26 protein-coding genes are annotated in these 22,355 nt (G+C 65.2%); 10 read left to right on the top strand and 16 right to left on the bottom strand.

Going from position 1 to position 22,355, the window contains the following annotated elements; translation table 11 throughout:
* Nucleotides 1-97: 97 nt before the first annotated feature.
* The 3 genes from DEA8626_RS06480 to dusB are packed head-to-tail and all read right to left on the bottom strand — an operon-like array spanning nucleotide 98 to nucleotide 3,539.
* Nucleotides 98-1,474, bottom strand: a complete 1,377-nt coding sequence (locus DEA8626_RS06480) for a response regulator (RefSeq protein WP_108852194.1) — start codon at nucleotides 1,472-1,474, stop codon at nucleotides 98-100.
* The gene (locus tag DEA8626_RS06475) at nucleotides 1,474-2,553 is read right to left on the bottom strand and encodes a two-component system sensor histidine kinase NtrB (RefSeq protein ID WP_108852193.1); all 1,080 of its coding nucleotides are present in this window, start codon (nucleotides 2,551-2,553) and stop codon (nucleotides 1,474-1,476) included. The genes DEA8626_RS06480 and DEA8626_RS06475 overlap by 1 nt, the downstream gene beginning before the upstream one ends.
* Entirely contained in the window at nucleotides 2,550-3,539 is a 990-nt protein-coding gene (gene dusB / locus DEA8626_RS06470) for a tRNA dihydrouridine synthase DusB (protein ID WP_108853350.1), read from the bottom strand. Before dusB ends, DEA8626_RS06475 begins: the two co-directional genes overlap by 4 nt.
* A 186-nt stretch (nucleotides 3,540-3,725) precedes the next feature.
* On the opposite strand from dusB, the gene DEA8626_RS06465 reads away from it, so the two are divergent.
* The 4 genes from DEA8626_RS06465 (at nucleotide 3,726) to DEA8626_RS06450 (ending at nucleotide 7,173) form a co-directional block, all read left to right on the top strand.
* Entirely contained in the window at nucleotides 3,726-4,862 is a 1,137-nt protein-coding gene (locus DEA8626_RS06465) for a bifunctional 2-C-methyl-D-erythritol 4-phosphate cytidylyltransferase/2-C-methyl-D-erythritol 2,4-cyclodiphosphate synthase (protein WP_108852192.1), read from the top strand.
* A complete protein-coding gene (locus tag DEA8626_RS06460; protein ID WP_108852191.1) occupies nucleotides 4,859-5,356 on the top strand; it encodes a phosphatidylglycerophosphatase A family protein in 498 nt (165 codons plus the stop codon). Before DEA8626_RS06465 ends, DEA8626_RS06460 begins: the two co-directional genes overlap by 4 nt.
* Nucleotides 5,353-5,826, top strand: a complete 474-nt coding sequence (locus DEA8626_RS06455; protein ID WP_108852190.1) for a CinA family protein — start codon at nucleotides 5,353-5,355, stop codon at nucleotides 5,824-5,826. Before DEA8626_RS06460 ends, DEA8626_RS06455 begins: the two co-directional genes overlap by 4 nt.
* Nucleotides 5,827-5,994: 168 nt before the next feature.
* A complete protein-coding gene (locus DEA8626_RS06450; protein WP_108852189.1) occupies nucleotides 5,995-7,173 on the top strand; it encodes an ammonium transporter in 1,179 nt (392 codons plus the stop codon).
* 14 nt (nucleotides 7,174-7,187) lie between these two features.
* Here DEA8626_RS06450 and DEA8626_RS06445 read toward each other — a convergent pair whose 3' ends face one another.
* From DEA8626_RS06445 to DEA8626_RS06430, 4 genes are all read right to left on the bottom strand, one after another.
* The gene (locus tag DEA8626_RS06445) at nucleotides 7,188-7,409 is read right to left on the bottom strand and encodes a glutaredoxin family protein (RefSeq protein ID WP_108852188.1); all 222 of its coding nucleotides are present in this window, start codon (nucleotides 7,407-7,409) and stop codon (nucleotides 7,188-7,190) included.
* 5 nt (nucleotides 7,410-7,414) lie between these two features.
* Nucleotides 7,415-7,984 (bottom strand): carboxymuconolactone decarboxylase family protein, encoded by a 570-nt coding sequence (locus DEA8626_RS06440; RefSeq protein WP_108852187.1) that lies wholly within the window; start codon nucleotides 7,982-7,984, stop codon nucleotides 7,415-7,417.
* 48 nt (nucleotides 7,985-8,032) lie between these two features.
* The gene (locus DEA8626_RS06435; protein ID WP_181366373.1) at nucleotides 8,033-8,566 is read right to left on the bottom strand and encodes a TetR/AcrR family transcriptional regulator; all 534 of its coding nucleotides are present in this window, start codon (nucleotides 8,564-8,566) and stop codon (nucleotides 8,033-8,035) included.
* Between the two features lie 97 nt (nucleotides 8,567-8,663).
* On the bottom strand, nucleotides 8,664-9,119 hold the full coding sequence (locus DEA8626_RS06430) for a type II toxin-antitoxin system RatA family toxin (protein WP_108852185.1): 456 nt from the start codon (nucleotides 9,117-9,119) through the stop codon (nucleotides 8,664-8,666).
* Nucleotides 9,120-9,185: 66 nt separating this feature from the next.
* Between DEA8626_RS06430 and hpt the strand changes: the two genes are divergently transcribed.
* Nucleotides 9,186-9,734: a hypoxanthine phosphoribosyltransferase gene (gene hpt, locus DEA8626_RS06425; RefSeq protein ID WP_108852184.1), complete on the top strand. Its 549-nt coding sequence runs from the start codon at nucleotides 9,186-9,188 to the stop codon at nucleotides 9,732-9,734.
* The gene (locus tag DEA8626_RS06420) at nucleotides 9,731-9,910 is read left to right on the top strand and encodes a hypothetical protein (RefSeq protein ID WP_108852183.1); all 180 of its coding nucleotides are present in this window, start codon (nucleotides 9,731-9,733) and stop codon (nucleotides 9,908-9,910) included. The genes hpt and DEA8626_RS06420 overlap by 4 nt, the downstream gene beginning before the upstream one ends.
* 19 nt (nucleotides 9,911-9,929) lie before the next feature.
* Here DEA8626_RS06420 and DEA8626_RS06415 read toward each other — a convergent pair whose 3' ends face one another.
* Entirely contained in the window at nucleotides 9,930-10,811 is an 882-nt protein-coding gene (locus DEA8626_RS06415) for a LysR family transcriptional regulator (RefSeq protein ID WP_108852182.1), read from the bottom strand.
* Nucleotides 10,812-11,005: 194 nt separating this feature from the next.
* Here DEA8626_RS06415 and DEA8626_RS06410 point away from each other — a divergent pair, with 194 nt between their 5' ends.
* Both DEA8626_RS06410 and DEA8626_RS06405 read left to right on the top strand, forming a co-directional pair.
* On the top strand, nucleotides 11,006-11,473 hold the full coding sequence (locus tag DEA8626_RS06410) for a c-type cytochrome (RefSeq protein ID WP_181366372.1): 468 nt from the start codon (nucleotides 11,006-11,008) through the stop codon (nucleotides 11,471-11,473).
* Between the two features lie 65 nt (nucleotides 11,474-11,538).
* Nucleotides 11,539-12,432: a c-type cytochrome gene (locus DEA8626_RS06405; RefSeq protein ID WP_108852180.1), complete on the top strand. Its 894-nt coding sequence runs from the start codon at nucleotides 11,539-11,541 to the stop codon at nucleotides 12,430-12,432.
* 405 nt (nucleotides 12,433-12,837) lie between these two features.
* Here DEA8626_RS06405 and lipA read toward each other — a convergent pair whose 3' ends face one another.
* The 3 genes from lipA to DEA8626_RS06390 form a co-directional block, all read right to left on the bottom strand.
* A complete protein-coding gene (gene lipA / locus DEA8626_RS06400; RefSeq protein WP_108852179.1) occupies nucleotides 12,838-13,794 on the bottom strand; it encodes a lipoyl synthase in 957 nt (318 codons plus the stop codon).
* A gap of 111 nt (nucleotides 13,795-13,905) precedes the next feature.
* Nucleotides 13,906-14,493, bottom strand: coding sequence for an acyloxyacyl hydrolase (locus DEA8626_RS06395; protein WP_108852178.1), 588 nt, complete (start codon nucleotides 14,491-14,493; stop codon nucleotides 13,906-13,908).
* 116 nt (nucleotides 14,494-14,609) lie between these two features.
* Nucleotides 14,610-15,755 carry a DUF6456 domain-containing protein gene (locus DEA8626_RS06390; RefSeq protein ID WP_108852177.1) on the bottom strand — a complete coding sequence of 382 codons (1,146 nt, stop codon included), beginning with the start codon at nucleotides 15,753-15,755 and terminating at the stop codon, nucleotides 14,610-14,612.
* A gap of 219 nt (nucleotides 15,756-15,974) precedes the next feature.
* On the opposite strand from DEA8626_RS06390, the gene DEA8626_RS06385 reads away from it, so the two are divergent.
* Entirely contained in the window at nucleotides 15,975-16,265 is a 291-nt protein-coding gene (locus tag DEA8626_RS06385; protein ID WP_108852176.1) for a DUF6477 family protein, read from the top strand.
* Between the two features lie 52 nt (nucleotides 16,266-16,317).
* On the opposite strand, the gene DEA8626_RS06380 is transcribed toward DEA8626_RS06385, so the two are convergent.
* The gene (locus tag DEA8626_RS06380) at nucleotides 16,318-17,862 is read right to left on the bottom strand and encodes a trimethylamine methyltransferase family protein (protein WP_108852175.1); all 1,545 of its coding nucleotides are present in this window, start codon (nucleotides 17,860-17,862) and stop codon (nucleotides 16,318-16,320) included.
* A 212-nt stretch (nucleotides 17,863-18,074) separates the two neighbouring features.
* The gene (locus DEA8626_RS06375) at nucleotides 18,075-18,281 is read right to left on the bottom strand and encodes a DUF6356 family protein (protein WP_108852174.1); all 207 of its coding nucleotides are present in this window, start codon (nucleotides 18,279-18,281) and stop codon (nucleotides 18,075-18,077) included.
* Nucleotides 18,282-18,395: 114 nt separating this feature from the next.
* Here DEA8626_RS06375 and DEA8626_RS06370 point away from each other — a divergent pair, with 114 nt between their 5' ends.
* Nucleotides 18,396-18,860 (top strand): Lrp/AsnC family transcriptional regulator, encoded by a 465-nt coding sequence (locus tag DEA8626_RS06370; RefSeq protein WP_108852173.1) that lies wholly within the window; start codon nucleotides 18,396-18,398, stop codon nucleotides 18,858-18,860.
* On the opposite strand, the gene DEA8626_RS06365 is transcribed toward DEA8626_RS06370, so the two are convergent.
* The 3 genes from DEA8626_RS06365 to alaS are packed head-to-tail and all read right to left on the bottom strand — an operon-like array spanning nucleotide 18,826 to nucleotide 22,270.
* A complete protein-coding gene (locus tag DEA8626_RS06365; RefSeq protein ID WP_108852172.1) occupies nucleotides 18,826-19,314 on the bottom strand; it encodes an MOSC domain-containing protein in 489 nt (162 codons plus the stop codon). The two genes, DEA8626_RS06370 and DEA8626_RS06365, sit on opposite strands and share 35 nt — an antisense overlap.
* Nucleotides 19,314-19,610 (bottom strand): DUF1330 domain-containing protein, encoded by a 297-nt coding sequence (locus DEA8626_RS06360; RefSeq protein ID WP_108852171.1) that lies wholly within the window; start codon nucleotides 19,608-19,610, stop codon nucleotides 19,314-19,316. Before DEA8626_RS06360 ends, DEA8626_RS06365 begins: the two co-directional genes overlap by 1 nt.
* Nucleotides 19,607-22,270, bottom strand: coding sequence for an alanine--tRNA ligase (gene alaS, locus DEA8626_RS06355; protein ID WP_108852170.1), 2,664 nt, complete (start codon nucleotides 22,268-22,270; stop codon nucleotides 19,607-19,609). Before alaS ends, DEA8626_RS06360 begins: the two co-directional genes overlap by 4 nt.
* Nucleotides 22,271-22,355 lie beyond the last annotated feature (85 nt).

Raw genomic sequence — 22,355 nt, 5'->3', positions numbered from 1 at the left:
GCTTGCCCCTGAATATTGCGCCGCTTGCACGGCGACCGCCGAAATCTCGTGGTTCCTTCATCGGCTGACGCCGATGGGCCACGTTTGTGTTGCTGTTTTACATCAACTTGCGGCGCCGTGTCACGCGGATATCCAGATCGGTGATCTTCTTTCTGAGCGTATTGCGGTTTATCCCGAGCAATTCGGCGCATTTTGCCTGATTTCCGCCCGTCGCGTCGAGTGCAATCTCGATCATCGGTAGCTCCATTTCCCTCAGGATTCGCTCGTATAGTCCCGGCGGAGGGAGGCTGTCGCCGTGCAGGTCGAAGTACCGCTTGAGATGGCGGGCGATAGAGGCGGAAAGCTGCTCACCTTCCTCGGCGGCACCGGTCTCGGGCCGTTCGGCAGATTGCGCACCGAGCGCAGCCACGACCTCGGCGCGCGTGATCTCGGGCCCGAGCGCGGTCACGACGAGTCGGCGGAGCGTGTTTTCGAGCTGTCGCACGTTGCCCGGCCAGCGATGCGTGCGGACGAATTCCTGCGCCTCGGCGGACAGGCGCCGCTGAGACGCGCCGGACTGTTCGGCGCGGGCCAGGAAATGCTCGGCAAGAAGTGGAATATCCTCCACCCGGTCGCGCAGGCTCGGCACTTCGAGCGTCACCCCGCCGAGCCGGTAGAACAGGTCGCTGCGGAACTGTTCCTTGCTCATCGTAGTGGCCAGATCCTTCTGGCTGGTGGCGAGGATTCGCGGGCCGTTCGATGGCAATGCGTCGATCATGCGCACGATGCGGCCCTGCGCCTCGGCGTCGAAATCGCCGACCTCGTCGAACAGCAGCGTTCCGCCGCGCGCACGCGCGATCAGAGCAGACGGTCCGTCCATGCCCTCGAAATCGGTTGCCTGAGCAACAACGAACGGCATCGTCCGGCGGTCCGAGAAATCGTGGATCGCGCGCGCGACGAGCGACTTTCCGGTGCCCGACTCCCCGATGATCAGCACGGGCAGATCGGCGTTCATGACCCGCGCCACAAGTCTGTAGAGCGCCTGCATCGCCGCTGTCCGCCCGACAAGGGGCAGATCGTCGGACGGTTCGCGCGGCGTGGCCGCCGCATCCGCCGCAGGCTGCACGCGGTGTTTCTGGGACAGCGCGCGCGAGGCGCGCTTCATCAGGTCAGGCAGGTCGAAGGGCTTGGGCAAGTAGTCGTAGGCCTCGGCCTCGGCCGCCTGAATCGCCGTCATGATCGTGTTCTGGGCCGAGATCACGATGACCGGCAGGCCTGGCCTTTCGGCGGCGATCTTCGGCAGCGCCTCGATCCCGTTGCCGTCCGGCATGACGACATCGGAGATCACGAGGTCGCCCTTCCCCTCCTCGACCCACCGCATGAGCGTGACGAGCGACGAGGTGGCATGCACCTTGCAACCCGCACGCGTCAGCGCCTGGGTCAGCACGGTGCGGATCGTACGATCATCGTCGGCGACAAGAACTGTGCCGTCCATCAGCGGTTCTCCTCGGATTTCGGGGCGACGGGAAGCGACAGGCGGAAAGTGGTGCGACCGGGCACAGAATCGACGCTGATCCAGCCGCCGTGGTCGGCCACGATCTTCGAGACGAGCGCGAGCCCAAGCCCGGTGCCGTTCTCGCGGCCCGAGACGAATGGATCAAAGATGTCGGCCGCGATCGCGGGCGGAATGCCCGGCCCGTCGTCGATGATCTCGATTTGCAACGGCAGCGCCGTGCCCGCGCCATCGGCGCGTCGGAGCCTCAGCGACTGATCGTAGAACGTCCTGAGCCGGATCGTGCCCCGCCCGTCTTTGCGCGCCTCGGCCGCGTTCTTCAGAAGATTGAGCAAGACCTGAAGGAGTTGGTCGGCATCGCCAAGCGTCGGCGGCAGCGACGGATCGTAATCCTCCAGGATCATCATATGCGCGGCGAAACCCAGAAGCGCAGAGCGCCGTGCGCGGTCGAGAATGTCATGGACATTGAGCGCCCGCAATTCAGGCGGACGCAGGTTTCCGAATTGCTCAACCTGTTCGAGAAGCGCGACGATCCGGCGACTCTCAGCGACAATTAAATCAGCGAGTTCAATATCTTCAGAGCCGAGGTTCATAGACAAGAGTTGCGCCGCGCCGGTGATGCCGGCCAACGGGTTCTTGATCTCGTGCGCCAGCATCTCGGCCATGCCGATCGCCGAGCGGGCGGAAGACTTCATCCCCTGCCCGCGGCCGATCCGCTCGGCGAACTCGCGCGGTGAGATAAGGAGCAGCACCGTGCCCCGCCGTTCGGCGACCGGCGCGGCCTGGAGGTTGCACAGGACCGGAGCGCGCTCTCCCGTGCCGATATCCACATCGTTGATGTAGAGCGAGGAGTGGTTGGTCCGCACGCGGGCAAACACCTCCTCGAGCGGCGCGTTGATGGCGACCCGGTCGAACAGCGGCTGGCCGCAGAGCGCGCGCGCGGAGATGTTGAGAAAGAGCTCTGCTTCGGGGTTCAGCTCCTCCACGCGGTCCTCGGGATCGATCAGAATGGCCGGCACCGGCAGAGACGCCCAGAGCGTGGTGGCGGCAGGCAGGCTCATGCCGCGCGCCTTTGCCGCGGAGACACGAAGGCGTCACGGATAAGCGCGAGAACATCGCCCGCGTCCGTCGCCACCATCATGCGGGAGCGCACCGAGGGATCGGTGCCCGCCTCGTCGGCGTACCAGCCCAGATGCTTGCGCGCGATCCTGAGGCCGAGGTCTCGCCCGTAGAAGCTGAGAATCGCCTCGTAATGTTCTGATACCAGGTCAGAAAGCGCGTCCTGCACAGGGATGACTGGCGCAGCTGTCCCAAAGAGATCGGCTGCGATCTGGGCCAGCCGCCACGGCGCACCCTGGGCGCCGCGCCCGACCATCACGCCTGTCGCGCCCGACTCTGCCAATGCGCGCCGGGCGGTGGTCGTATCGACGATATCCCCGTTGGCGATGACCGGGATCGAGGCGCCCGCGCGCACCGCCGCGATCGCGGACCAATCGGCCTGGCCCTTGTAGAATTGCTGCCGCGTGCGGCCATGAACGGTGATCATGCGGACGCCCGCTCCCTCGGCCCGGCGCGCGAGTTCGGGCGCGTTCAGGCAATCGGTGTCCCAGCCGAGCCGGCATTTCAGCGTCACCGGCAGGTCGACCGCCGCCACGACGGCTTCGATCAGCCCCAACGCGTGGTCGAGATCGCGCATGAGCGCCGAACCGGACGCCCCGCCCGTCACCTTCTTCGCCGGGCATCCCATATTGATGTCGATGACGCGCGCGCCCATGCCGGCGACGACTTTCGCCGCCTCGGCCATCGCACCCGCCTCGCGTCCGGCGAGCTGGACCGAGGTCGCCGCACCGTCGGCAAGACCCAGATCGGTCCGTGCCTTGGCCCGGACGGAGGGTTTCTCCGTCAGAAGCTCACCTGAGGCCACCATCTCGGACACGACGAGCCCCGCGCCGAACCGCGCAACCAGTCGGCGGAACGGCAGGTCGGTGATCCCCGCAAGCGGCGCGAGGAAGACCGGCGGGTCGAGTGTGATGTCACCGAGGTGGATCACTGCCTAATCCTTGTGCAATCGCCTTCCTGTTAGTCGCCCGGCACGGCGATGGCAAACATTTCCAACGCGATCCAAGTACCAAGACCGAAGGCGCCCAAAAAATACGCAGCCCCCGCAAGAGTCCGGCAGTGGCTCCGCCATTGCCGAGCCGGCGCGGGCGGATTAGACGGAAGCGGAAGGGAGATGCGCGTGGCGGAAACGGCAGTCATAATCGTCGCGGCGGGGCGCGGGACACGCGCCGGTGCGGGCCTGCCGAAGCAATGGCGCGACCTCGCAGGCCGCCCGGCCCTCCTGCGCAGCGCCGCCGCCTTCGACGGCGTCGGCCGCACCATCGTCGTCCTTCACCCCGAGGACATGGCGCGCGGCATCGAGACCTTCGCGGGCCGCGTCACGCTCGTCGCCGGAGGAGCGACACGGGCGCAGTCGGTTAGAAACGCGCTCGAAACACTCACTGGCGGTGAAGTTTCGGAGGTCCTGATCCACGACGGGGCGCGGCCCTTCGCATCGCGCGCCCTCATCGAACGGGTGCGCGGGGCGCTTGCCGACAGCCCGGCCGCCGCGCCGGCGCTCGCGGTGACCGATGCGCTCTGGACCGGTGCCGACGGCCGCGTGACCGGGCTTCGGGCGCGCGACGGACTCTTCCGTGCGCAGACGCCGCAAGGCTTCCGCTTCCCCGAAATACTCGCCGCGCACCGCGCCTATAGGGGCGAACCCGCCGATGATGTGGAGGTCGCCCTCGCCGCCGGGCTTGACGTCGCCATCGTCGAAGGCGAGGAGGAGAACATCAAACTCACGTGGCCCGCAGACTTCGCCCGGGCCGAGAGAATGCTGAAGAAGCGCATGGATGTTCGCAGCGGAAACGGTTTCGACGTGCACGCCTTCACCAAGGGTGACCACGTGATGCTCTGCGGCGTCCGTGTGCCGCACGAACGCGGTCTCGCCGGACATTCCGACGCCGATGTCGGCATGCATGCGTTGACGGACGCGATTTACGGGGCGCTCGCCGAGGGCGATATCGGGCGCCATTTCCCGCCTACCGATCCAGAGTGGAAGGGCGCGGCGAGCCACATCTTCCTGTCGCACGCCGCCGATCGCATCGCCGCGCACGGCTACAGGCTTGCGAACGCCGATGTGACGCTGATCTGCGAACGTCCGAAGATTGGGCCGCATGCAATTGACATGGCCAAGGAACTGGCCCGGATCCTCGGCACCGAAACGAACCGGGTCAGCGTCAAGGCGACGACCTCCGAGCGTCTGGGCTTCACGGGACGCGAGGAAGGCATTGCCGCCATCGCCACGGTCACGCTGGTGAACCGATGAGCGCGGCGCGGCTATTCGCGACCTTCTTCGGCGCGGGGCTGCTCAGGCCCGCCCCGGGCACCTGGGGCTCGCTCGCAGCCCTGCCCGCCGCATGGCTGATCGTCAAGGCGGCAGGCCCCTGGGGCCTAGTGATCGCAACGCTCGTCGTCTTCGTGTTTGGCTGGGGGGCTACGGCGGTCGAGACGCATGGCAAGGCAGACCATGACCCTTCGGAGATCGTCATCGACGAGGTCGTAGGCCAGTGGATCGCACTTTTTCCCATTGTGATTGGCGCATCGCGTGCCGGGGCTGACCTGCTCGCGCTCTGGCCCGGCTGGGTCGCGGCGTTTCTTCTCTTCAGGCTCTTCGACATCTGGAAACCCTGGCTCGTCGGCTGGGCAGACCGGCGCGGCGATGCCCTGGGCGTGATGCTGGACGATGTCGTCGCCGGCGTCTTCGCGGCGGTCTGCGTCACCCTGCTCGCCGCGCTCTGGCATGGCATCTTTCTCAGATGACGCGTGCCGGGGCCCTTCTGGCGGCGGCGCGCGCCAGTGGCGTGATGCTCGCCACAGCGGAAAGCTGCACCGGCGGCATGATTGCCGCCGCGATAACCGACGTGGCGGGGTCTTCCGAAGTATTCGACCGGGGTTTCGTCACGTACTCCAACGCGGCCAAGGAGGACATGCTGGGCGTCCAACGCGCCACGCTCGACCGTCACGGCGCGGTCAGTGAAGAGGTCGCGCGGGAGATGGCCGAAGGCGCGGCCGCGCGTTCCGATGCGACACTCGCGGTCGCGGTCACCGGCATCGCCGGTCCCGGCGGATCGGAGTCCAAGCCCGAAGGCCGGGTCTGTTTCGGACTGGCACGATGCGGCTTAGAAACGCGCACCGAAACGGTCGAATTCGGTGCACTCGGCCGGGCCGCGGTGCGCCGCGCGGCGGTCGATCATGCGCTCAACCTGATGATCGGTGCGCTCGAAGGCTGATCCTCGGACTGCCCGCTTTCGCGTCAAGGCGCTGCGAACCCTGCCCGAAAAAGGGGCAGTTTGCGAAATGCTTCCCATTCCGGCACCGACATTCAGCTTGCCTCTTTTCCCGGCAAGCGATCCGCGCTTTTCGGGCGAGGGGGATATCACAGACAAGGAAACGCGCGAATGAACGGCGCCGATACTGCTTGGATTCTCGTGGCCACGGCCCTCGTGCTTCTGATGACGCTGCCGGGGCTCGCGCTTTTCTATGGCGGACTCGTCAGGGCGCGCAACGTGCTCAGCGTGTTCATGCATTGCTTTGCCATCGCCTGCCTCATGAGCGTGCTGTGGTTTGTGGCGGGCTATTCGATCGCCTTTGGCGGCGACGGGCCTCTTTGGGGTGGGCTGGGTCGCGCTTTCCTTGCCGGCGTCGATGCCGAAACGTTGTCGGGGACGCTGCCCGAAGTTCTCTTCTTCGCGTTCCAGATGACATTCGCGATCATCACGCCCGCGCTCTTTCTCGGCGCCTTTGTCGAGCGCGTCGGCTTCGGCTTCGTTCTTCTCTTTTCCGCGCTCTGGATGCTTCTGGTCTACGCCCCGGTCGCCCACTGGATCTGGGGCGGCGGGTTCCTGGCCGACGGCGGAATCTTCGGCGAGACCGGGACGCGGGACTTCGCGGGCGGGATCGTGGTGCACGAGACTGCTGGCCTCGCGGCGCTCGTGCTCGCGCTGGTGGTGGGGCCGCGTCAGAACCGGACGACGCCGCCGCACAATCCCGGCATGGTGGCGATGGGCGCGGCCCTGCTCTGGGTCGGCTGGTTCGGCTTCAATGGCGGCTCGCAGCTTGCCGCCGACGGCGGCGCGGCGATGGCCATCACGGTCACACATCTCTCGGCCGCCGCGGCCTCGCTCAGCTGGGCCTTGTGGGAACGGATCAAGTTCGGCCGTGCGTCGCTCGTCGGCCTCGTCACTGGCACGATCGCCGGGCTCGCCTCGATCACCCCGGCGAGCGGGTTTGTCGGCCCGGTTGCGGCGCTGATCATCGGCACCATCGCGGGCGTGCTGTGTCAGGAGGCGGTGAACCTCATCCGCAACAAGCTGAGGATCGACGACACGCTTGATGTCTTCGCGGTGCATGGCGTGGGCGGCATGTTCGGCACGATCATGATCGCGGTCTTTGGCCAAGGGGCCTGGGCGGCGCAGATCGGCGCGCTGGTCATCGTCGGGGTGTTCACTGTGGCGGCGACCTGGGTGCTGGCCAAGATTGCCGCCGCGATCACGTCGATCCGTGTTGATGCCGAGACCGAGTACAACGGCCTCGACATCTCGGTGCATGGCGAACGGGCCTACGATCACACGTCCTGACGGGCCCCTCCACGTCAGGCAAGGCGCAGCTTCAGGTCCTCGAGCCCGCCGATATGCTCGTCGTCGATGAAGACCTGCGGAATGGAGCGTACGCGCGGCAGTCTTTGCGCGAACTCTTCCCGCACCGCTTCCTCGCTGACGTCGCGCTCCTCGAAGGTGAGGCCCCTGCGGTTCAGAAGCGCCTTGGCGACCTCGCAATGGGCGCAGCCCGGGCCGGTGAAGATCTCGATCCGCATCGGGCCTAGTGCCTGATCGTGAGTTGCGGCCTCACGCCGTCGAACATCGGCTCAAGCTCCACGCCGAGCGCATCGCCAAATTTCGACACCGCGATATAGGTGGTGATGACGAAAGCAGCATCGACGATCTGAGGCTCGGTCCAGTGCTTGTGGAGCCGGTCCCAAAGCTCTTTCGGAACGCGGTTCGCGTCCTCGCCAATCTGGACGCAGAAATCGAGAAGCGCCTTCTCCCCCTCGGTGAAATGCGGGCTCGAGCGGTACTTTATGCCGTCGATATCGGCGACCTTCTCGGCCGGGATGCCGAGCATGTCGCAGAGCCTCTCGTGCTGGACCACGCAGTACTGGCAGTCGTTGCCCTGCGTGGCCTTGAGGATCAGAAGCTCCTTGGTGTTCCAGTCGATTTCACCATCCTTCAGGATCGCCATGATGGTTTCGGTGAAGACACGGCCGTATTCCGGCTGGTGACCGAATACCTTGAAGATGTTCAGAAGCGCTTTGAAGCGGTCTTCGGCCGCATCGTAGAAGGCCATCGTCTCTGGCCCCGCCTGGTCGCGTTCTACATAGGATACTGACATCGTTTCCTCCCTTTCATTTGAACGGTCGTTCCAAAATCGGCAAATGTTTTACGTGACCATGTTCCTCGCCTGCGCGATCACTGCCTCGTGCAGCGCCTGGTCCGCGCCCGAACGGGCGAGCACCCGGAGCCCCAGAAACAGGCCGACCAGCGCGCGCGCCGTTGCGCGGGGCTCGATATCGGACCCGAGTGCTCCGTCAGCTATGGCGGCCTCGATCCGCGTGCGGAAGAAGACCTCGACTTCGCAGAATGCCGCGTTCACGATCCCCGCGATCTCGGCATCATGCGGCGCGCATTCGAGTGCGGTGTTGACGAGAAGGCAGCCCGGTGGCGTCCCGCCCGGCCCGGGGTCCCTGGCCGCCTGTTCGAAGGCGGCGAGGATCGCGTCCCGCGGCGCTTCGGTCGCGGCGACGCGCGTCAGGAACCCCTCCCGCTCAGTCGCGTCGTAGTGCCTCAGCGCCTGCACGAAGAGGGTACGCTTGTCGCCGAACCCGCCGTAGAGGCTCCCCCGGTTCAGCCCCGTGGCCGCCACGAGGTCGCTGACCGACGTGGCCTCATAACCATTGGCCCAAAAAGCGCGCATGGCGCGGTCAAGAACATCAGTATCGTCGTATGTCTTTTCCCAGGGCATGGCCCAATTTGGCATGTCTGGAACGATCGGTCAAATGCCAGAGCGACAACTAGCCCTGACCGTAGAGCGCCGCCGCCCGAGCCTCGAAAGCTCGCACGACACGGTGCATCGCTTCATCGAAGACGACGCCGATAAGCTTTTGCAGAATGACATTCTTGAACTCGAAATCCACGAAGAATGACACTTCGCAGCTTGTGTCGGTCAACGCTCGGAATACCCAATGCGAGCGCATGTGACGGAAAGGTCCTTCCAGATACTCCGTGTCGATCCGCTTCTCCTCGCGCCACAGCGTCACTCGGCTGCCGAAGCGTTCGCGGAAGACCTTGAACGAGATCACGAGATCGGCCTCCATCACCTCGCTTCCGTCGCGCCGGGGCGCGCGCGAGCGGATTCGCGCAGCCGCCGTCCAGGGCAGGAATTCCGGGTAGCGCGCGACATCGGCGACCAGATCGTACATCTGGTCGGCCCGGTAGGGCATAGTCCGCGTCTCGGAATGCGTGGGCATCTTCTCGTCCTTGGTGACACTGACCGCCCGTGTGGCTAAATGAGGGGGCGAAATCAAGGGGTACCCATGCCACATCGTCCCTATGTCATCGACGAAATGATCTCGGCGAAGACGATTGCCGCGCGGGTCGAGGAACTCGCAAAAGAGATCACGAAGGCATTCGAGGGGACCGACAAGCTCGTCGTGGTCGGACTTCTGAGGGGCTCATTCGTCTTCATCGCCGATCTGGTGCGCGAAATCGACCTACCGGTCGAGGTCGATTTCCTCGAAGCCTCCTCTTACGGCGACGCGATGGAGTCGAGCCGCGAGGTGCGCATTCTCAAGGACCTGAGGGGCGAGATCGCCGGGCGGGACGTGCTGGTCGTAGAGGACATCGTCGATACCGGTTTCACGCTTCACCACGTGGTCAACCTGCTCAGAAGCCGCGGCCCGACGCGGCTCGAGGTCTGCGCGCTTCTCGACAAGCCATCGCGACGCGAAGTGCCGATAAAGGCGACCTGGACCGGCTTCGAGATCCCTGACGAGTTCGTCGTTGGGTACGGGATCGACTTCGCGCAACGCGACCGGAACCTGCCGCATATCGGCAAGGTGCGCTTCACGGACGAAGTGGCATGAACCTTACCCAGTTATTGCGGATGGCGCGCTGGGCCCGCCATCCGCCGTCGCGCAGGCGGGTGATCATCGTCTCGGTCGCCGTGGCGCTGTGCCTCACGCTGGCAGGCGCCGAGTGGCTGGGCCTGTTTCCCGAGCACTGGGGCATCGATCCCGGCCGGCGCTCGTTCCGACCGTGACGCGGAGACTGTGCCGCGTTCAAGTCGCGGAGGAAGATTCGTTCGCGCCCAGCCAGAGACGGTCTCCAATTCCAGCCAGCGCCCGGATGAGGGCGTGGCACGTCTCGGCAATGCGAGGCACGTCTGCCAGATCGGCATGGCAGGCGACCCAGATGGGAATCGCCATGTCGGGGATACCGCCTTCAACGCGCACGAGACTTGGATCGGTCTGGCCGAGGATATCAGGCAGGATCGCCATGCCCTGCCCCTCCGCCGCCATCTCTCTGAGCACGGGAAAGCTGTCGGACGATGCGACGATACGCGCCGGATCAACGCTCTTGCTCATCCAGCGCGCCGGGAGCGAGCGTGACAACGCGCCCGACAGGCCAAGCCATGCCTCGCTCGGCGTACCGCTTTTCCGGTACAATCCGAAGCCCATCGACACGGGTGCCTCACCCACGAGCTCGGAGGAGAGGTGCTCGGTCGGGCGCACGGCAATGTCGGCATGTGTGCGGCTGAGGTCGAGATGGACATTCGCACAGATGAGCTCGATCTTCAGATCCGGCGCGTCGTCGCGAATTCGCCGGATGATGGTCGGCAGGACGAATTGGCAGAACGTGTCGGTCGACGTCACGCGAACCTCGCCCGCAAGGGGCGCACGTGCGCCTTGCAGCATGCGGCCCACTGCCTGCACGGCGCGGTCGACCTCGCGTGCCGCATCGATGATTCTCCGCTGCGGCCCGGGAACGGAATAGCCGCGTGCGGTCTTGTCGAAAAGCGTGACGCCGACCGCCTGCTCATAGGCCGCGACTCGCCTCAGGACGGTGGCGTGATTGACGTCCAGCCGGCGCGCGGCGGCGCTTACGGAGCCCTCCTCGGCCACCGCGAGGATGAAGCGCAGATCGTCCCAGTTCTCCCGCATGGATTGTCCTCACGAAGTTGTGACGGCACTCTGTCAGCACAACCGGCGCGGGCGGTGGCGCATTTTCCAACGCTATACGACGCATCTGAACAGCTGTGCGTTTTCTCACTATTACCATGCAAAAATTGCGGATGGTAATGAAATTTGGCACAGCTACTCTAATCCCCCGAAGTCTCAAGAATTGGAGCTCTGCAATGAAGAAGGTTCTCGTCGGTACGACAATTGCGATGATCGCGCTTGCCGGTTCCGTCTCGGCTCAGGACAGTGGTCCGTTCGGGATGCAGATCAAGGCGCGCCAGGGAATCATGAGCTACCGTGCCCTGAACATCGGGGTTCTGGGTGCCATGGCAAAAGGCGAGGCGGAATACGATGCCGCCGCCGCACAGACGGCCGCGGACAATCTCGTGGCGTCGGCAATGTTGGACGCATCGATGCTTTGGCCCGAAGGGTCGGACAACTCTGCCAATCCAATGTCCACGGCGGACGCGAAGGCCTGGACCGCGGAAGCCAAGGTCGGCGAAAAGGGCGAAGCCTTCGTGACAGCCGCGAAGGCCATGCAGAGTGCGGCGGGCGGCGGCCTGGACGCGGTAAAGGAAGCCATGGGGCCGCTCGGCGAGGCCTGCGGTGACTGCCACAAGGCCGCGCGCATTCCGAAGGAATAATCGCGACCAATCGTACAGAACGGGGGCGGGCGGATGGCTCGCCCCTTTCGTCATGGGAGCCGGCGATGCGCAGACTTCTCGTCACGCTGCTTGTCCTTGCTGCCGTCGCTGCGGCGATCGGGCTTTACCTTATCCGGCCCGATCCGTTGCCCGACGACGCGCTTGCCGGGCTGGTCGGCGATGCCGCGCGGGGCGAGCGCATGTTCTGGGCCGCAGGCTGCTCCTCGTGTCACGCCGCCGCGGAGGCCAAGGACGACGCGAAACTCGTGCTCACGGGCGGACAGCGTTTCCCCTCGCCCTTCGGTACCTTCGTCGCGCCGAACATCTCAAACGATCCCGACCACGGTATCGGCGGCTGGAGCGATCTCGATCTCGCCAACGCAATGCTGCGCGGGGTCTCGCCGCACGGTACGCACTACTACCCCGTCTTTCCCTATGTGAGCTATGCTGGCGCCGAGCTTCAGGACGTCGTCGACCTGCGCGCCTTTCTTGCCACTCTACCTGCCGACCCGACACCGAGCGCCTCGCACGAGGTGGGCTTTCCGTTCAGCATCCGGCTCGGCCTCGGCGGCTGGAAGCTCCTGTTCGGCGGCGACGGCAGCCCGGTCGTGACCGGCGATCTGACCGAGGAGGAGACGCGCGGACGTTACCTGGCCGAAGTGCTCGGCCATTGCGGCGAATGCCACACGCCGCGCAATGCGCTTGGCGCGATGGAGCGCGGCCGCTGGTTAGCGGGTGGCCCGGTTCCAGCCGGCAAGGGAAGTTTCCCGAACATCACACCCGCCAAGCTCGATTGGTCCGAGGCCGATATCGTCGAATACCTAACCTCGGGCTTTACGCCGGATTACGACAGCGCGGGCGGGCACATGGCCCTTGTCGTGCAGAACACCGCGAAATTGCCGCAGGAAGATCGCGCGGCCATCGCCGCCTATCTCAAGAAAGTGCCACCTGCGGAATAGGCCGGCTTCGGCGCTTACGATTCGTTAACCCCTTTCCAGTCATTCTGAGGGAAGCTGCCCGCGTCAGCCCCGCGCCGGGGTGCGATGCTGCCTAAACATGGATCGTCCGATGCTGCTCTCCCGGTCTGTCCGCATGTGCACGTTCGCACTTGCCGCCTCTGCCGGGCCTGCCCTCGGGCAGTCGCCTGATCGACCGCAGCCCACTCCGCCGTCTGTCGCGGAACGTATGCTCGCGGCGCCTGAACGCGCCGAACCGGGGCTGGTTCAGTCGTTTTTCAGCGGTCTCGCGCTATTTGCCGCAGACCGGCTCTTTACCGAACCGGACGTCTCGCGCCGTGAAAGCTGGAAGGGATTGCCCGGGCCTTCGGTCGGACTGAATTTCTGACGCCGCCGCCCGAGGCGCGCTCAGCTTCGGCCAAGCCGTTCGAGCCGTGCCGCGCGCAGCCGGGCGAAATCCTCGCCGGCATGATAGCTCGACCGCGTCAACGGCGTTGCCGACACCATCAGGAAGCCCTTGCCATAGGCCGCATTCTCGTAACCCTTGAACTCCTCGGGCGTCACGAAACGGTCGATCCGGTGATGCTTGGGCGTAGGCTGCAGGTACTGGCCGATCGTGAGAAAATCGACATCCGCCGAGCGCATGTCGTCCATCACCTGACGGACTGATTGCGCATCCTCCCCGAGCCCAACCATGATCCCCGACTTGGTGAACATCGCGGGATCGAGTTCCTTCACCCTCTGCAGGAGCCGCAGCGAGTGGAAATAGCGCGCGCCGGGCCGGACCGTCGGATAGAGGCTGGGTACCGTTTCCAGGTTGTGGTTGAAGACATCGGGGCGCGCTTCGACGACCTTCTCGAGCGCGCCGGGGGCGCATTTCAGGAAATCCGGGGTCAGGACCTCAATCGTGGAACCGGGTGCACGATGCCGGATCGCCCGGATCGTCTGCGCGAAATGCTCCGCACCTCCGTCGTCCAGATCGTCCCGGTCGACGCTTGTCACGACGACATGGTTCAGCCCGAGCGTCGCAACCGCGTGCGCGACCCGCCCCGGTTCGAACGCGTCGAGCGCGTCGGGCCGGCCGGTGGCCACGTTACAAAAGGTGCAGCCGCGCGTGCAGACTTCGCCCATGATCATCATGGTGGCGTGTCCCTGGCTCCAGCATTCGCCGACATTCGGGCAGCCCGCCTCTTCACAGACGGTGACGAGCCGGTTCGCCTTCAGAATATCCCGCGTGGCCTTGTACCCTGCCGAGGTTGGCGCCTTGACGCGAATCCAATCGGGCTTTTTCGGCTGCGCCTGATCGGGGCGATGCGCCTTTTCGGGGTGGCGCTGACCAGGGATCGACAGGTCTCGCGGGTGCATGCGGGGTGCGCTCCATTCACTTGTGAATCGGATACCGGATAACCCCGCCCAAGTCCAACGGCTTGGCGGAGTGCATGGCGGCAATGCCACCATCGCAACACATTGGCCCGTTCAGAATTCGTTCCGGAGCCCGATGACGAGCGCGTTCGCCCCGCTGTCTGTAGCGAACAGCCCGTAGGCGTCGGAGCGGTGATGCAGTCGGGCGACGAGGCTCAGCCCCTCACGCGGCAGCGAGAATTCCAGTTCGGCCATCCAGTAGGCGAGGAAATGGCTCGACGCGCCGTCGCGATCGATCTCTGTTTGCGGAATCTCGGAAGCGTACGACAGGCCAATCCCGAACGCGTAGCCTTCGAGCGCTGCGAACCGATGCCGGCGCGGGCGGTAGCGGACAACGACCGGCAGGTTAAACTCCAGATGGCTCTGCCGACCGAAATGCTTGACCGCCTGCAGTTCCGGCCCGATGCTGAGTCCTTCGCGCCAGATCGGAAGAGAATAGCCGAGCCCGACCCCAATGAGTCCGGACTCAATGAATTCGACCTTCCAGGGTTGAAGCGAGTCCTCCCAGACATTGTCGGTCATGACGCCCGCGAATCCGGTGAGCGACCAGCGCTCGGTCGCCATCGCCGCTTCCGACGCGGCGAGGCTCAAGGCGAGCCCGAAGGCGACCGCCGCACTTGACTGCCATTTCCGCGAAGTCATGCGGTCGTCCCCTTCCAGACAGGCGAACCATCACCGCTCCACATTTGACATTCGCCCACTCCCGGTCAATCGGTATCCATGGCTGACCGGGCCGGAAGCGGGCAACGCCCTTACGCTTACCCGATCAGAGGCGCTTGCCCGCCATTGGATTCGTCATAGTGCCGCTTCAGGCGCTGGAGCGCGATCCTAAGCACGATCTTGCCCGACCGCGCCGACCAGCCCAAGCGACGCTCAGCGGCCTCGAGCCCTTCGAGAAAGCAGCAGCAGCGCAGGACCATGTCGCCGAGCCCCGGCCCGAGGTCGCGCAGCGCCGCGGCGACGCGATCGCGCGCACTGGCAGATCCGCCGCCGGTAGAGCCATTGCCGGAGAAATTCCCACGGTCGCCAGCCGTTAGGAACCGATCCCAGTTCTGTGCGACGCGCGGCCCCATCTGCGCGAGTTCGAAATCCTCCCTCAGCCGCTCACCCGCCGCGACGAGGTCGGGCGACAGGAACGGCTGACCGTCCTTGTCCTTCCGGCGCGCAAGCACAGCGAGCGGGCTTTCGGCGAGGTTGTAGCGCATCCGGCGCGGCGCCGAGGCGCCGGGCTCCATTACCGGGCGTTCGCCCCAGACGCGGTGCTGCTCGCCGAAAGGCGATTGCGCCTCGGCGAAGCTCGGGACACGGGCCGCCTGCTCGTCAGCCAAAAGGCGCTTGAGGGCCGCCCGGCCGGCGGCGGTAATCGTGTAGGTCGTCACCCGGCCGGGCTTTTCGACCTGGATCCAGTCCTTCAATGCGAAGGCCTGCGCCACCGTGCGGTCGACGACGCCCGTGCGCACCGTTCCCTTCAGCACGACTGCCTTCTCCATCTCGGGCGCGATGGCGAGGACCGCCTCGATCTCGCACAGGCGGCGGAGAATTCGGCGCGCCTCGCGTTCCACGGTGGCTTCGTCGGCGATCTGGTGCTTGGCGGAGCGGATAGGTGCGGTCATGGGGCTGGTTCCTTCCTGATGCGGGGTCTGAAAAACTTGGTCCTCTGCCCGGTCCGCCGCGATCAGTCGGATATGCAGCCGCCCGAGCCGGTTGAGCGCTTCGTCGACAAGTGGATCGTCGCGGCGGTTCTCGTAGGCGCGCACCTTGCGCAACACCGTCGAGGCATGACATCCTTCGCTGCGCGCGATCGCGCGGATGGAGAGCCCTTCTTCGGTGTGGCGCAGGTAGAGGCGCGCGTTGTCTGGCAGCCAGGCGGGCAAAGCCGCCGGCTGAGTGACCAAAACCGTCATATTTCCCCCAGTGTCTTTCGGCGTTTTTGCGCCGCTTTAACTACAATGCGAGCAACCGTGAGTTGTATTTCTTACCTGATCGTTAAGATCGAGCACGTTCCCAAGAATTCTTGATAAATCATAAATATCGTTAAATCGTGCGGTCGCTGGATAGCGACAATCCGCAACATCCGTCCAGCGTGTTTCATCTTCCGGTTGTTTCCAATCCGGAGGATACCGATGTCTGAACTGTTCTCGCTGGTCGCCGAACTGCGCCGCCCCCGCCTTCTCATCCGCGCCGCGCGCGCCGGTCTGCAGGAATACAATCGCAACCGCGACCTGAAGCGGCTGACACGGCTTGCCGACGCTCCGTCACCGGACCGGGCGCTGCGGCTCCTGATAGAAGAGGAGGCGCGGATCGAAGCCACGCGAAAAGCTGGCGAGGCAGGCTACAGCCTGTCGCGGCACATCGAGTTGTTGATCGCGATGATGGGTGAATTGCGGCTTTTGCCGCGCCCCAACGGGGCATGATGTGAAAAGGGCCGCCCCATGGGACGGCCCTGCATCGGATCGTGTGTGTGGCCTACATGAACGCATCCGGCATCGCGGCCTTCTTGCGCGCGACATAGTCGTTCAGCGCCTCCTCGACCGCCGGGTCGATTGCCGGTTTCTGGTAGTCGGACAATAGCTTCGCTACGCGGGCGCGCGCCAAGGCGACGGTATCGCGCGCGCCCTCCTCCTCCCACGTCTCGTAGGGCTTGTAGTCCAGAAGCTCGGTCCGCCAGAACGCCTGCTTGAAGTTGGCCTGGGTGTGGGCGCAGCCCAGGTAGTGGCCGCCAGGCCCCACCTCCCGGATCGCGTCCATGGCCTGGCCATTCTCGCTGACATCGACACCCTTGGCGAGGTGATGCAGCACGCCGAGTTGGTCAGCATCCATCACGAACTTCTCAAAGGACGATACGAGCCCCCCTTCAAGCCAGCCGCAGGCGTGGAGCATGAAATTGACGCCCGCCAGAAGCCCCATGTTGAGGCTGTTCGCCGTCTCGTACGCGGCCTGCGCATCGGGCAGCTTCGAGCCGCAGAACGACCCCGCGGAGCGATAGGGCAGCCCCATCCGGCGGGCAAGCTGTCCCGCGCCGTAGGTGATATGCGACGCTTCCGGGGTGCCGAAAGTCGGCGCGCCCGAGTTCATGTCGATCGAGGTCACGAAGGCCCCGAAGATGACCGGCGCACCCTTGCGGACGAGCTGGCTGTAGGCGACGCCCGCCAGCACTTCGGCCATGACCTGCGTCAGCGTGCCCGCGACCGTCACCGGCGCCATGGCACCTCCGACGATGAAGGGCGAGACGATTGCGGCCTGGTTAGCCTTCGCATAGACCTCCAGCGCGCCCATCATGATCCCGTCGAAGGTCATCGGCGAGTTGATGTTGATGAGCGAGGTCATCACGGTGTTCTGGTCGACGAAGTCGTCGCCGAAGAGGATCTTCGACATCTCGACAGAATCCTCGGCGCGCGACGGCTCCGTCACCGAGCCCATATAGGGCTTGTCCGAGAGCGTCATGTGCGCCAGCAGCATATCCAGATGGCGCTTGTTCACCGGGATGTCGGTCGGTTCGCAGACCGTGCCACCGGAATGGTGCAGCCATTTCGACATGTAGCCGAGCTTCACGAACTTCTGGAAATCCTCCAGCGTCGCATAGCGCCGGCCGCCCTCGGCGTCGCGCACGAAGGGGGGGCCGTAGACAGGGGCCAGCACCAGCCCCTTGCCGCCGACCGTCACGTTGCGCTCGGGGTTGCGGGCGTGCTGGACATAGGACGACGGCGCGGTCTTGCAGAGCTTGCGGGCAAGGCCCTTCGGGATGCGAACGCGCTCGCCCGTGACGTCTGCGCCGGCGTCTTTCCAGCGCTTAAGCGCCTCGGGGTTCTCGACGAAGTTGACGCCCACCTCTTCGAGGATGGTCTCGGCATTGGCCTCGATGATCTCGAGCGCCTCTTCATTCAGAATCTCGAGATTGGGAATGTTTCGTTCGATGAACTTCGCGCATTCGATTCGGACCGCCGTCCGTTCCGCCCGCCTTGCCGCGCCGCCGCCGCCCCGCGCCCGGCGGCCTTCCGCAACTTCGCTCATCCCAGCATCTCCTGACTATGACGGTTTGGGGCACCTTTTACCGTCTCGGGCGGCTGCGCGGCTGCGTATAGCGTCATCTCGCGGGCGAAAACGACATTAGGCGGTACAAAGCCGGCCCGCCACGCTTTGCAGTGTCGCGCTTTCTGTCCGAAGGATCAGCGAATGTTCCGGGCAGCCGACGGTACATCGAGCAAAACGGCCCACTCACCCGTTCATCTGCCCCGGTTGTGTGTCCGCGCATAAAGCCGCGCCACGATTCGGCTCGCGGTCTTTTCGAACATGAACGGCAACAGCGCGTGAACGAGCGCCGCAAACGCGGCCCCAAAGAGCGCAAGCGAAAAGCGCCCAGCGAAGGCGGCATGCTCAAGATAGGTTTCGTCCACGCTGTCCGGGTGGTCGGTGAAAAACTTAGCGATCATTTGCGCCTACTCCTGCGAATGGGGAGAGCCTATCGCAAAGACATCGGAACAGGGTCACAATCTTCTAGCACAATGTGCTTGAGTCATTGATAATTTCCCATAATATTCGATTTCATGGTGACAATTGACAATTTCGACGCGAAGATCCTGAAGCTAATCCAGCGCGACGCATCTCTGCCGCTGGAGGAGATCGGCACCGCCGTCGGCCTGTCACGCAATGCCGTCTGGCGGCGGGTCAAGACACTCGAGGCCTCAGGCGTGATCCGGTCGCGCGTGGCGCTGCTCGACCCCGATAAGCTTGGCATCGGGCTTACCGTCTTCATGCAGATCCGAACCGACCGGCACGCGGCCGACTGGCTGCTTCGCTTCGCGAAAGCGACCCGCGACCTGCCGGAGATCCTTGGCGCCTACCGGATGTCGGGGGACCTCGACTACCTCATTCGCGCCCGAGTGTCCGACGTGAAAGCCTATGACCGGCTTTACCAGGAATTGACACGGCGGATCGAGCTGGCCGACGTTTCGGCGAGCTTCGTGATGGAGGAAATCAAGGAGACGACGGAGCTTCCCGTATCGTCGTGATCGCGTCGCCAAGCGCGATGCGCCCTGGCCGGATCACTTCGGCATACCAGCCGCCATGACCGCGCATTGCATTGTAGCCGCCGGGGCCGAGCGCCTCCTCCATCCGGGAACACGGCGCACAGGGGCCGGTGATCGCGATCTCCGCCTCGCCGAGCCCGAGCCGCGCATGACGTAGCGCGGCGAGGTTGATGCCCGAAACGACCAGATTGCGGCGCAGAAGCTCCGGCGCGACCTCCGCCCGGCGGCTGAGCGCGGCGATCACCGGCAGGTGCTCGGCCTGTATGAGCGTCAGCGCCCGCTTGCCGGGCCGCGCGTGATCGCCGGTGAGTCCGGCCTGCGTCAGCTCTGCCTTTTCGACGGCAGTCACTGCCGTGCGCCGTTCCGGCCTGAGACCGATCCATTCCACCCGCCCCGCCCCGGCATGTGTCGCCAGAAGCCGGGCAAGCTCCGCCATCAGGATTCCTCGACCACCACGAGGTCGCGGTCCGCAGCCGCCTTGGCGATTTTGGCGATCTCCTGATATTCGGGGCTGTTGTAGCAGCTCACCGCCGCCTCGAATGACGGGAAGCGCGCCACAACGTTGCGAGCCCGGTCCTTGCCCTCGAACTGCTGGTAGCGGCTTGCGCGAGCCAGGAAAACGCCGCCATGCTTGGCGATGATCGAAGTGGCCGCCGCCGCGTAGCGTCCGTAGGCTTCGTCATCGGTGACGCTCACATGCGCGATCCACAGTGCCGATTTCGTCTCGCTCATCTCTTTCCTCCGATCACGGCTTCCGCCGCCTTCACCGCATCGTCGGCCTTCGACACATCCGCGCCGCCAGCCTGCGCGAGGTCGGGCCGGCCGCCGCCGCCCCGGCCGCCGAGCGCTTCGGCCGCGGCCTTGACGATGTCGACGGCCGACAGGCGCTCCACGAGGTCGCTGGTGACGCCCGCCGCAACCGCCGCCTTGCCGCCGGTGTCGGCGACCACGAGAACCGCACCCGAGCCGACGCGGGCCTTCAACTCGTCCACCAGCGCCGGCAGGTCCTTGCCCGAGACGCCCGAGACGATCTGCGGAAGGAACTTGATGCCATTCACGTCGCGGTCGCCCGCGCCCTGCCCCGCGCCGCCGCCCATCGCAAGCTCGCGGCGGAGCTGCGCGACCTCGTTCGCGAGCGCCTTGCGCTCCTCCATCAGCGCCTTGACGCGGCCGGGCACGTCAGCGGGCTGCGCCTTGAGAGTCAGCGCGACCTCGGCGAGCCTTTGGTCCTGCGCGCGGAGATGCTCGATCGCCGCCTGCCCCGTCAGCGCCTCGATCCTGCGGACGCCGGCCGACGAGGCGCTGTCGCCGAGCATGACGAAGGCGCCGATATCTCCCGTGCGCTTCACATGAGTGCCGCCGCAAAGCTCGATAGAATAGGTCTTCCCGTCGGTGCCCTTGCCCGAACCCGCGAAGGTCCCCATGGACACGACGCGCACCTCGTCTCCGTATTTCTCGCCGAAGAGCGCCTGCGCCCCAAGCGCGCGGGCGTCATCGGGCGTCATGATGCGCGTCTCGACGGGGTTGTTCTGCCGAACGAAGTCGTTGACCTCAGCCTCCACGCCCGCGAGTTCCCTTGGCGTGAGCGCCTTGGAATGGCTGAAGTCGAAGCGCAGTCGGTCCTCGGCGTTCAGCGATCCGCGCTGAGCGACATGCTCGCCGAGCGCGCGCCTCAGCGCTTCGTGCATAAGATGCGTGGCCGAATGGTTCGCGCGAATTTTCGTACGGCGGCTGTGATCGACCTCAAGCTTGGCCGGCTGGCCGCGCGCGATCTCGCCTTCCGTGACTTCGGCGATGTGGATGAAGACGCCGGCGGATTTCTTCGTATCGGTCACCCGCGCCATCCCGGTATCCGTGCGGATAAGGCCGGTATCACCGACCTGGCCGCCCGCTTCGGCGTAGAACGGCGTCTGGTTGACGACGATCTGCACCTTCGCGCCGGTCGCGCCCGAGCCGGTCTCCTTTCCATCGGCGACGAGTGCGACGATCTGGCCCTCGGCCGTCTCGGTGTCGTAGCCAAGGAACTCCGTCACCCCGTGCTTCTCGGCCAGGTCGAACCAGATCGCGGCGTCCTTTGTCTCGCCCGAGCCGGCCCAGGCGGCGCGCGCCTTGGCCTTCTGCTCGGCCATCGCGTGGTCGAAGCCCTTGACGTCCACGGCGCGCCCTTTTTCGCGCAGCGCATCCTGCGTGAGGTCGAGCGGGAATCCGTATGTGTCGTAGAGCTTGAAAGCCGCCGCGCCGGGAAGCGGCTGTCCCTCGCCAAGCTTTGAAAGTTCGTCGTCCAGAAGCCGCAAACCGCGATCGAGCGTCTGCTTGAAGCGCGTCTCCTCGAGCTTCAGCGTCTCCTCGATCAGCGCCTGCGCGCGCGTGAGTTCCGGATAGGCCGCGCCCATCTGACGGACCAGCGCTGGGACGATCCGGTGCATCAGCGGATCGTTGGCGCCGAGAAGATGGGCATGCCGCATCGCGCGCCGCATGATCCGGCGAAGCACGTAGCCGCGCCCCTCGTTAGACGGCATGACCCCATCGGCAATCAGGAACGAGATCGAGCGCAGGTGGTCGGCGATCACCCGGTGATGAATCTTGCCGGACCCGTCGGGATCGGTCGAGGTGCCGTGCGCGGAGGCCTCAATCAGGCTCCGCATCAGGTCGGTGTCGTAGTTGTCATGCTTGCCCTGCAAAAGCGCGCCGATCCGCTCAAGCCCCATGCCGGTGTCGATCGACTGCATGTCGAGCGCGCGCATCGAGCCGTCTTCGAACTGCTCGTTCTGCATGAAGACGAGGTTCCAGATTTCGATGAACCGGTCGCCATCCTCCTCGGCCGAACCCGGCGGGCCGCCCCAGATGCTCGGCCCGTGGTCGTAGAAGATCTCCGTGCACGGCCCGCAGGGACCGGTCGGGCCCATGCGCCAGAAGTTGTCGTCGGTCGGGATGCGGATGATCCGCTCGTCCGGGAGGCCCGCGACCTTCTTCCAGATCGCCGCCGCCTCGTCGTCGGTGTGGTAGATCGTGACGAGCAGCCGCTCCTTGTTCAGCCCGAAATCCTTCGTCAGCAGCTCCCACGCATAGGGGATCGCCTGGTCCTTGAAGTAATCTCCAAAGCTGAAATTCCCCAGCATTTCAAAAAAGGTATGATGCCGGGCCGTGTATCCGACATTGTCGAGGTCGTTGTGCTTGCCGCCCGCACGCACGCATTTCTGGCTGGTCGAGGCCCGCGTGTAGTCCCGCGTCTCGACCCCGGTGAAGAGGTTCTTGAACTGGACCATCCCGGAATTGGTGAACATCAGCGTCGGGTCGTTGCGCGGAACCAGGGGCGAGCTGTCCACGATGCGGTGATCGTTGCGCTTGAAATAGTCGAGGAACGTCGAGCGGATGTCGTTCAGGCTGGGCATCGGGGCGGCCTCTCGCGGGCGGAAGGGATCAGCCTTGGCGTGTTAGCCCTTGTCTCGCCCCGTGTCCACATTTCCGCGCCGCGGC

The sequence above is a fragment of the Defluviimonas aquaemixtae genome, assembly GCF_900302475.1.
Taxonomy (GTDB): Bacteria; Pseudomonadota; Alphaproteobacteria; order Rhodobacterales; family Rhodobacteraceae; genus Albidovulum; species Albidovulum aquaemixtae.
The sequence above is the reverse complement of the archived record's forward strand: the minus strand, read 5'-3'. Positions and strand labels throughout refer to the sequence as shown.

What these genes read in the sequence shown, in the direction of transcription:
- DEA8626_RS06480 (WP_108852194.1), bottom strand. Translation starts at nt 1,474, where the DNA reads ATGGACGGCACAGTTCTTGTCGCCGACGATGATCGTACGATCCGCACC.
- DEA8626_RS06475 (WP_108852193.1), bottom strand. Translation starts at nt 2,553, where the DNA reads ATGAGCCTGCCTGCCGCCACCACGCTCTGGGCGTCTCTGCCGGTGCCG.
- DEA8626_RS06465 (WP_108852192.1), top strand. Translation starts at nt 3,726, where the DNA reads ATGCGCGTGGCGGAAACGGCAGTCATAATCGTCGCGGCGGGGCGCGGG.
- DEA8626_RS06460 (WP_108852191.1), top strand. Translation starts at nt 4,859, where the DNA reads ATGAGCGCGGCGCGGCTATTCGCGACCTTCTTCGGCGCGGGGCTGCTC.
- DEA8626_RS06455 (WP_108852190.1), top strand. Translation starts at nt 5,353, where the DNA reads ATGACGCGTGCCGGGGCCCTTCTGGCGGCGGCGCGCGCCAGTGGCGTG.
- DEA8626_RS06450 (WP_108852189.1), top strand. Translation starts at nt 5,995, where the DNA reads ATGAACGGCGCCGATACTGCTTGGATTCTCGTGGCCACGGCCCTCGTG.
- DEA8626_RS06445 (WP_108852188.1), bottom strand. Translation starts at nt 7,409, where the DNA reads ATGCGGATCGAGATCTTCACCGGCCCGGGCTGCGCCCATTGCGAGGTC.
- DEA8626_RS06440 (WP_108852187.1), bottom strand. Translation starts at nt 7,984, where the DNA reads ATGTCAGTATCCTATGTAGAACGCGACCAGGCGGGGCCAGAGACGATG.
- DEA8626_RS06435 (WP_181366373.1), bottom strand. Translation starts at nt 8,566, where the DNA reads ATGCGCGCTTTTTGGGCCAATGGTTATGAGGCCACGTCGGTCAGCGAC.
- DEA8626_RS06430 (WP_108852185.1), bottom strand. Translation starts at nt 9,119, where the DNA reads ATGCCCACGCATTCCGAGACGCGGACTATGCCCTACCGGGCCGACCAG.
- hpt (WP_108852184.1), top strand. Translation starts at nt 9,186, where the DNA reads ATGCCACATCGTCCCTATGTCATCGACGAAATGATCTCGGCGAAGACG.
- DEA8626_RS06420 (WP_108852183.1), top strand. Translation starts at nt 9,731, where the DNA reads ATGAACCTTACCCAGTTATTGCGGATGGCGCGCTGGGCCCGCCATCCG.
- DEA8626_RS06415 (WP_108852182.1), bottom strand. Translation starts at nt 10,811, where the DNA reads ATGCGGGAGAACTGGGACGATCTGCGCTTCATCCTCGCGGTGGCCGAG.
- DEA8626_RS06410 (WP_181366372.1), top strand. Translation starts at nt 11,006, where the DNA reads ATGAAGAAGGTTCTCGTCGGTACGACAATTGCGATGATCGCGCTTGCC.
- DEA8626_RS06405 (WP_108852180.1), top strand. Translation starts at nt 11,539, where the DNA reads ATGCGCAGACTTCTCGTCACGCTGCTTGTCCTTGCTGCCGTCGCTGCG.
- lipA (WP_108852179.1), bottom strand. Translation starts at nt 13,794, where the DNA reads ATGCACCCGCGAGACCTGTCGATCCCTGGTCAGCGCCACCCCGAAAAG.
- DEA8626_RS06395 (WP_108852178.1), bottom strand. Translation starts at nt 14,493, where the DNA reads ATGACTTCGCGGAAATGGCAGTCAAGTGCGGCGGTCGCCTTCGGGCTC.
- DEA8626_RS06390 (WP_108852177.1), bottom strand. Translation starts at nt 15,755, where the DNA reads ATGACGGTTTTGGTCACTCAGCCGGCGGCTTTGCCCGCCTGGCTGCCA.
- DEA8626_RS06385 (WP_108852176.1), top strand. Translation starts at nt 15,975, where the DNA reads ATGTCTGAACTGTTCTCGCTGGTCGCCGAACTGCGCCGCCCCCGCCTT.
- DEA8626_RS06380 (WP_108852175.1), bottom strand. Translation starts at nt 17,862, where the DNA reads ATGAGCGAAGTTGCGGAAGGCCGCCGGGCGCGGGGCGGCGGCGGCGCG.
- DEA8626_RS06375 (WP_108852174.1), bottom strand. Translation starts at nt 18,281, where the DNA reads ATGATCGCTAAGTTTTTCACCGACCACCCGGACAGCGTGGACGAAACC.
- DEA8626_RS06370 (WP_108852173.1), top strand. Translation starts at nt 18,396, where the DNA reads ATGGTGACAATTGACAATTTCGACGCGAAGATCCTGAAGCTAATCCAG.
- DEA8626_RS06365 (WP_108852172.1), bottom strand. Translation starts at nt 19,314, where the DNA reads ATGGCGGAGCTTGCCCGGCTTCTGGCGACACATGCCGGGGCGGGGCGG.
- DEA8626_RS06360 (WP_108852171.1), bottom strand. Translation starts at nt 19,610, where the DNA reads ATGAGCGAGACGAAATCGGCACTGTGGATCGCGCATGTGAGCGTCACC.
- alaS (WP_108852170.1), bottom strand. Translation starts at nt 22,270, where the DNA reads ATGCCCAGCCTGAACGACATCCGCTCGACGTTCCTCGACTATTTCAAG.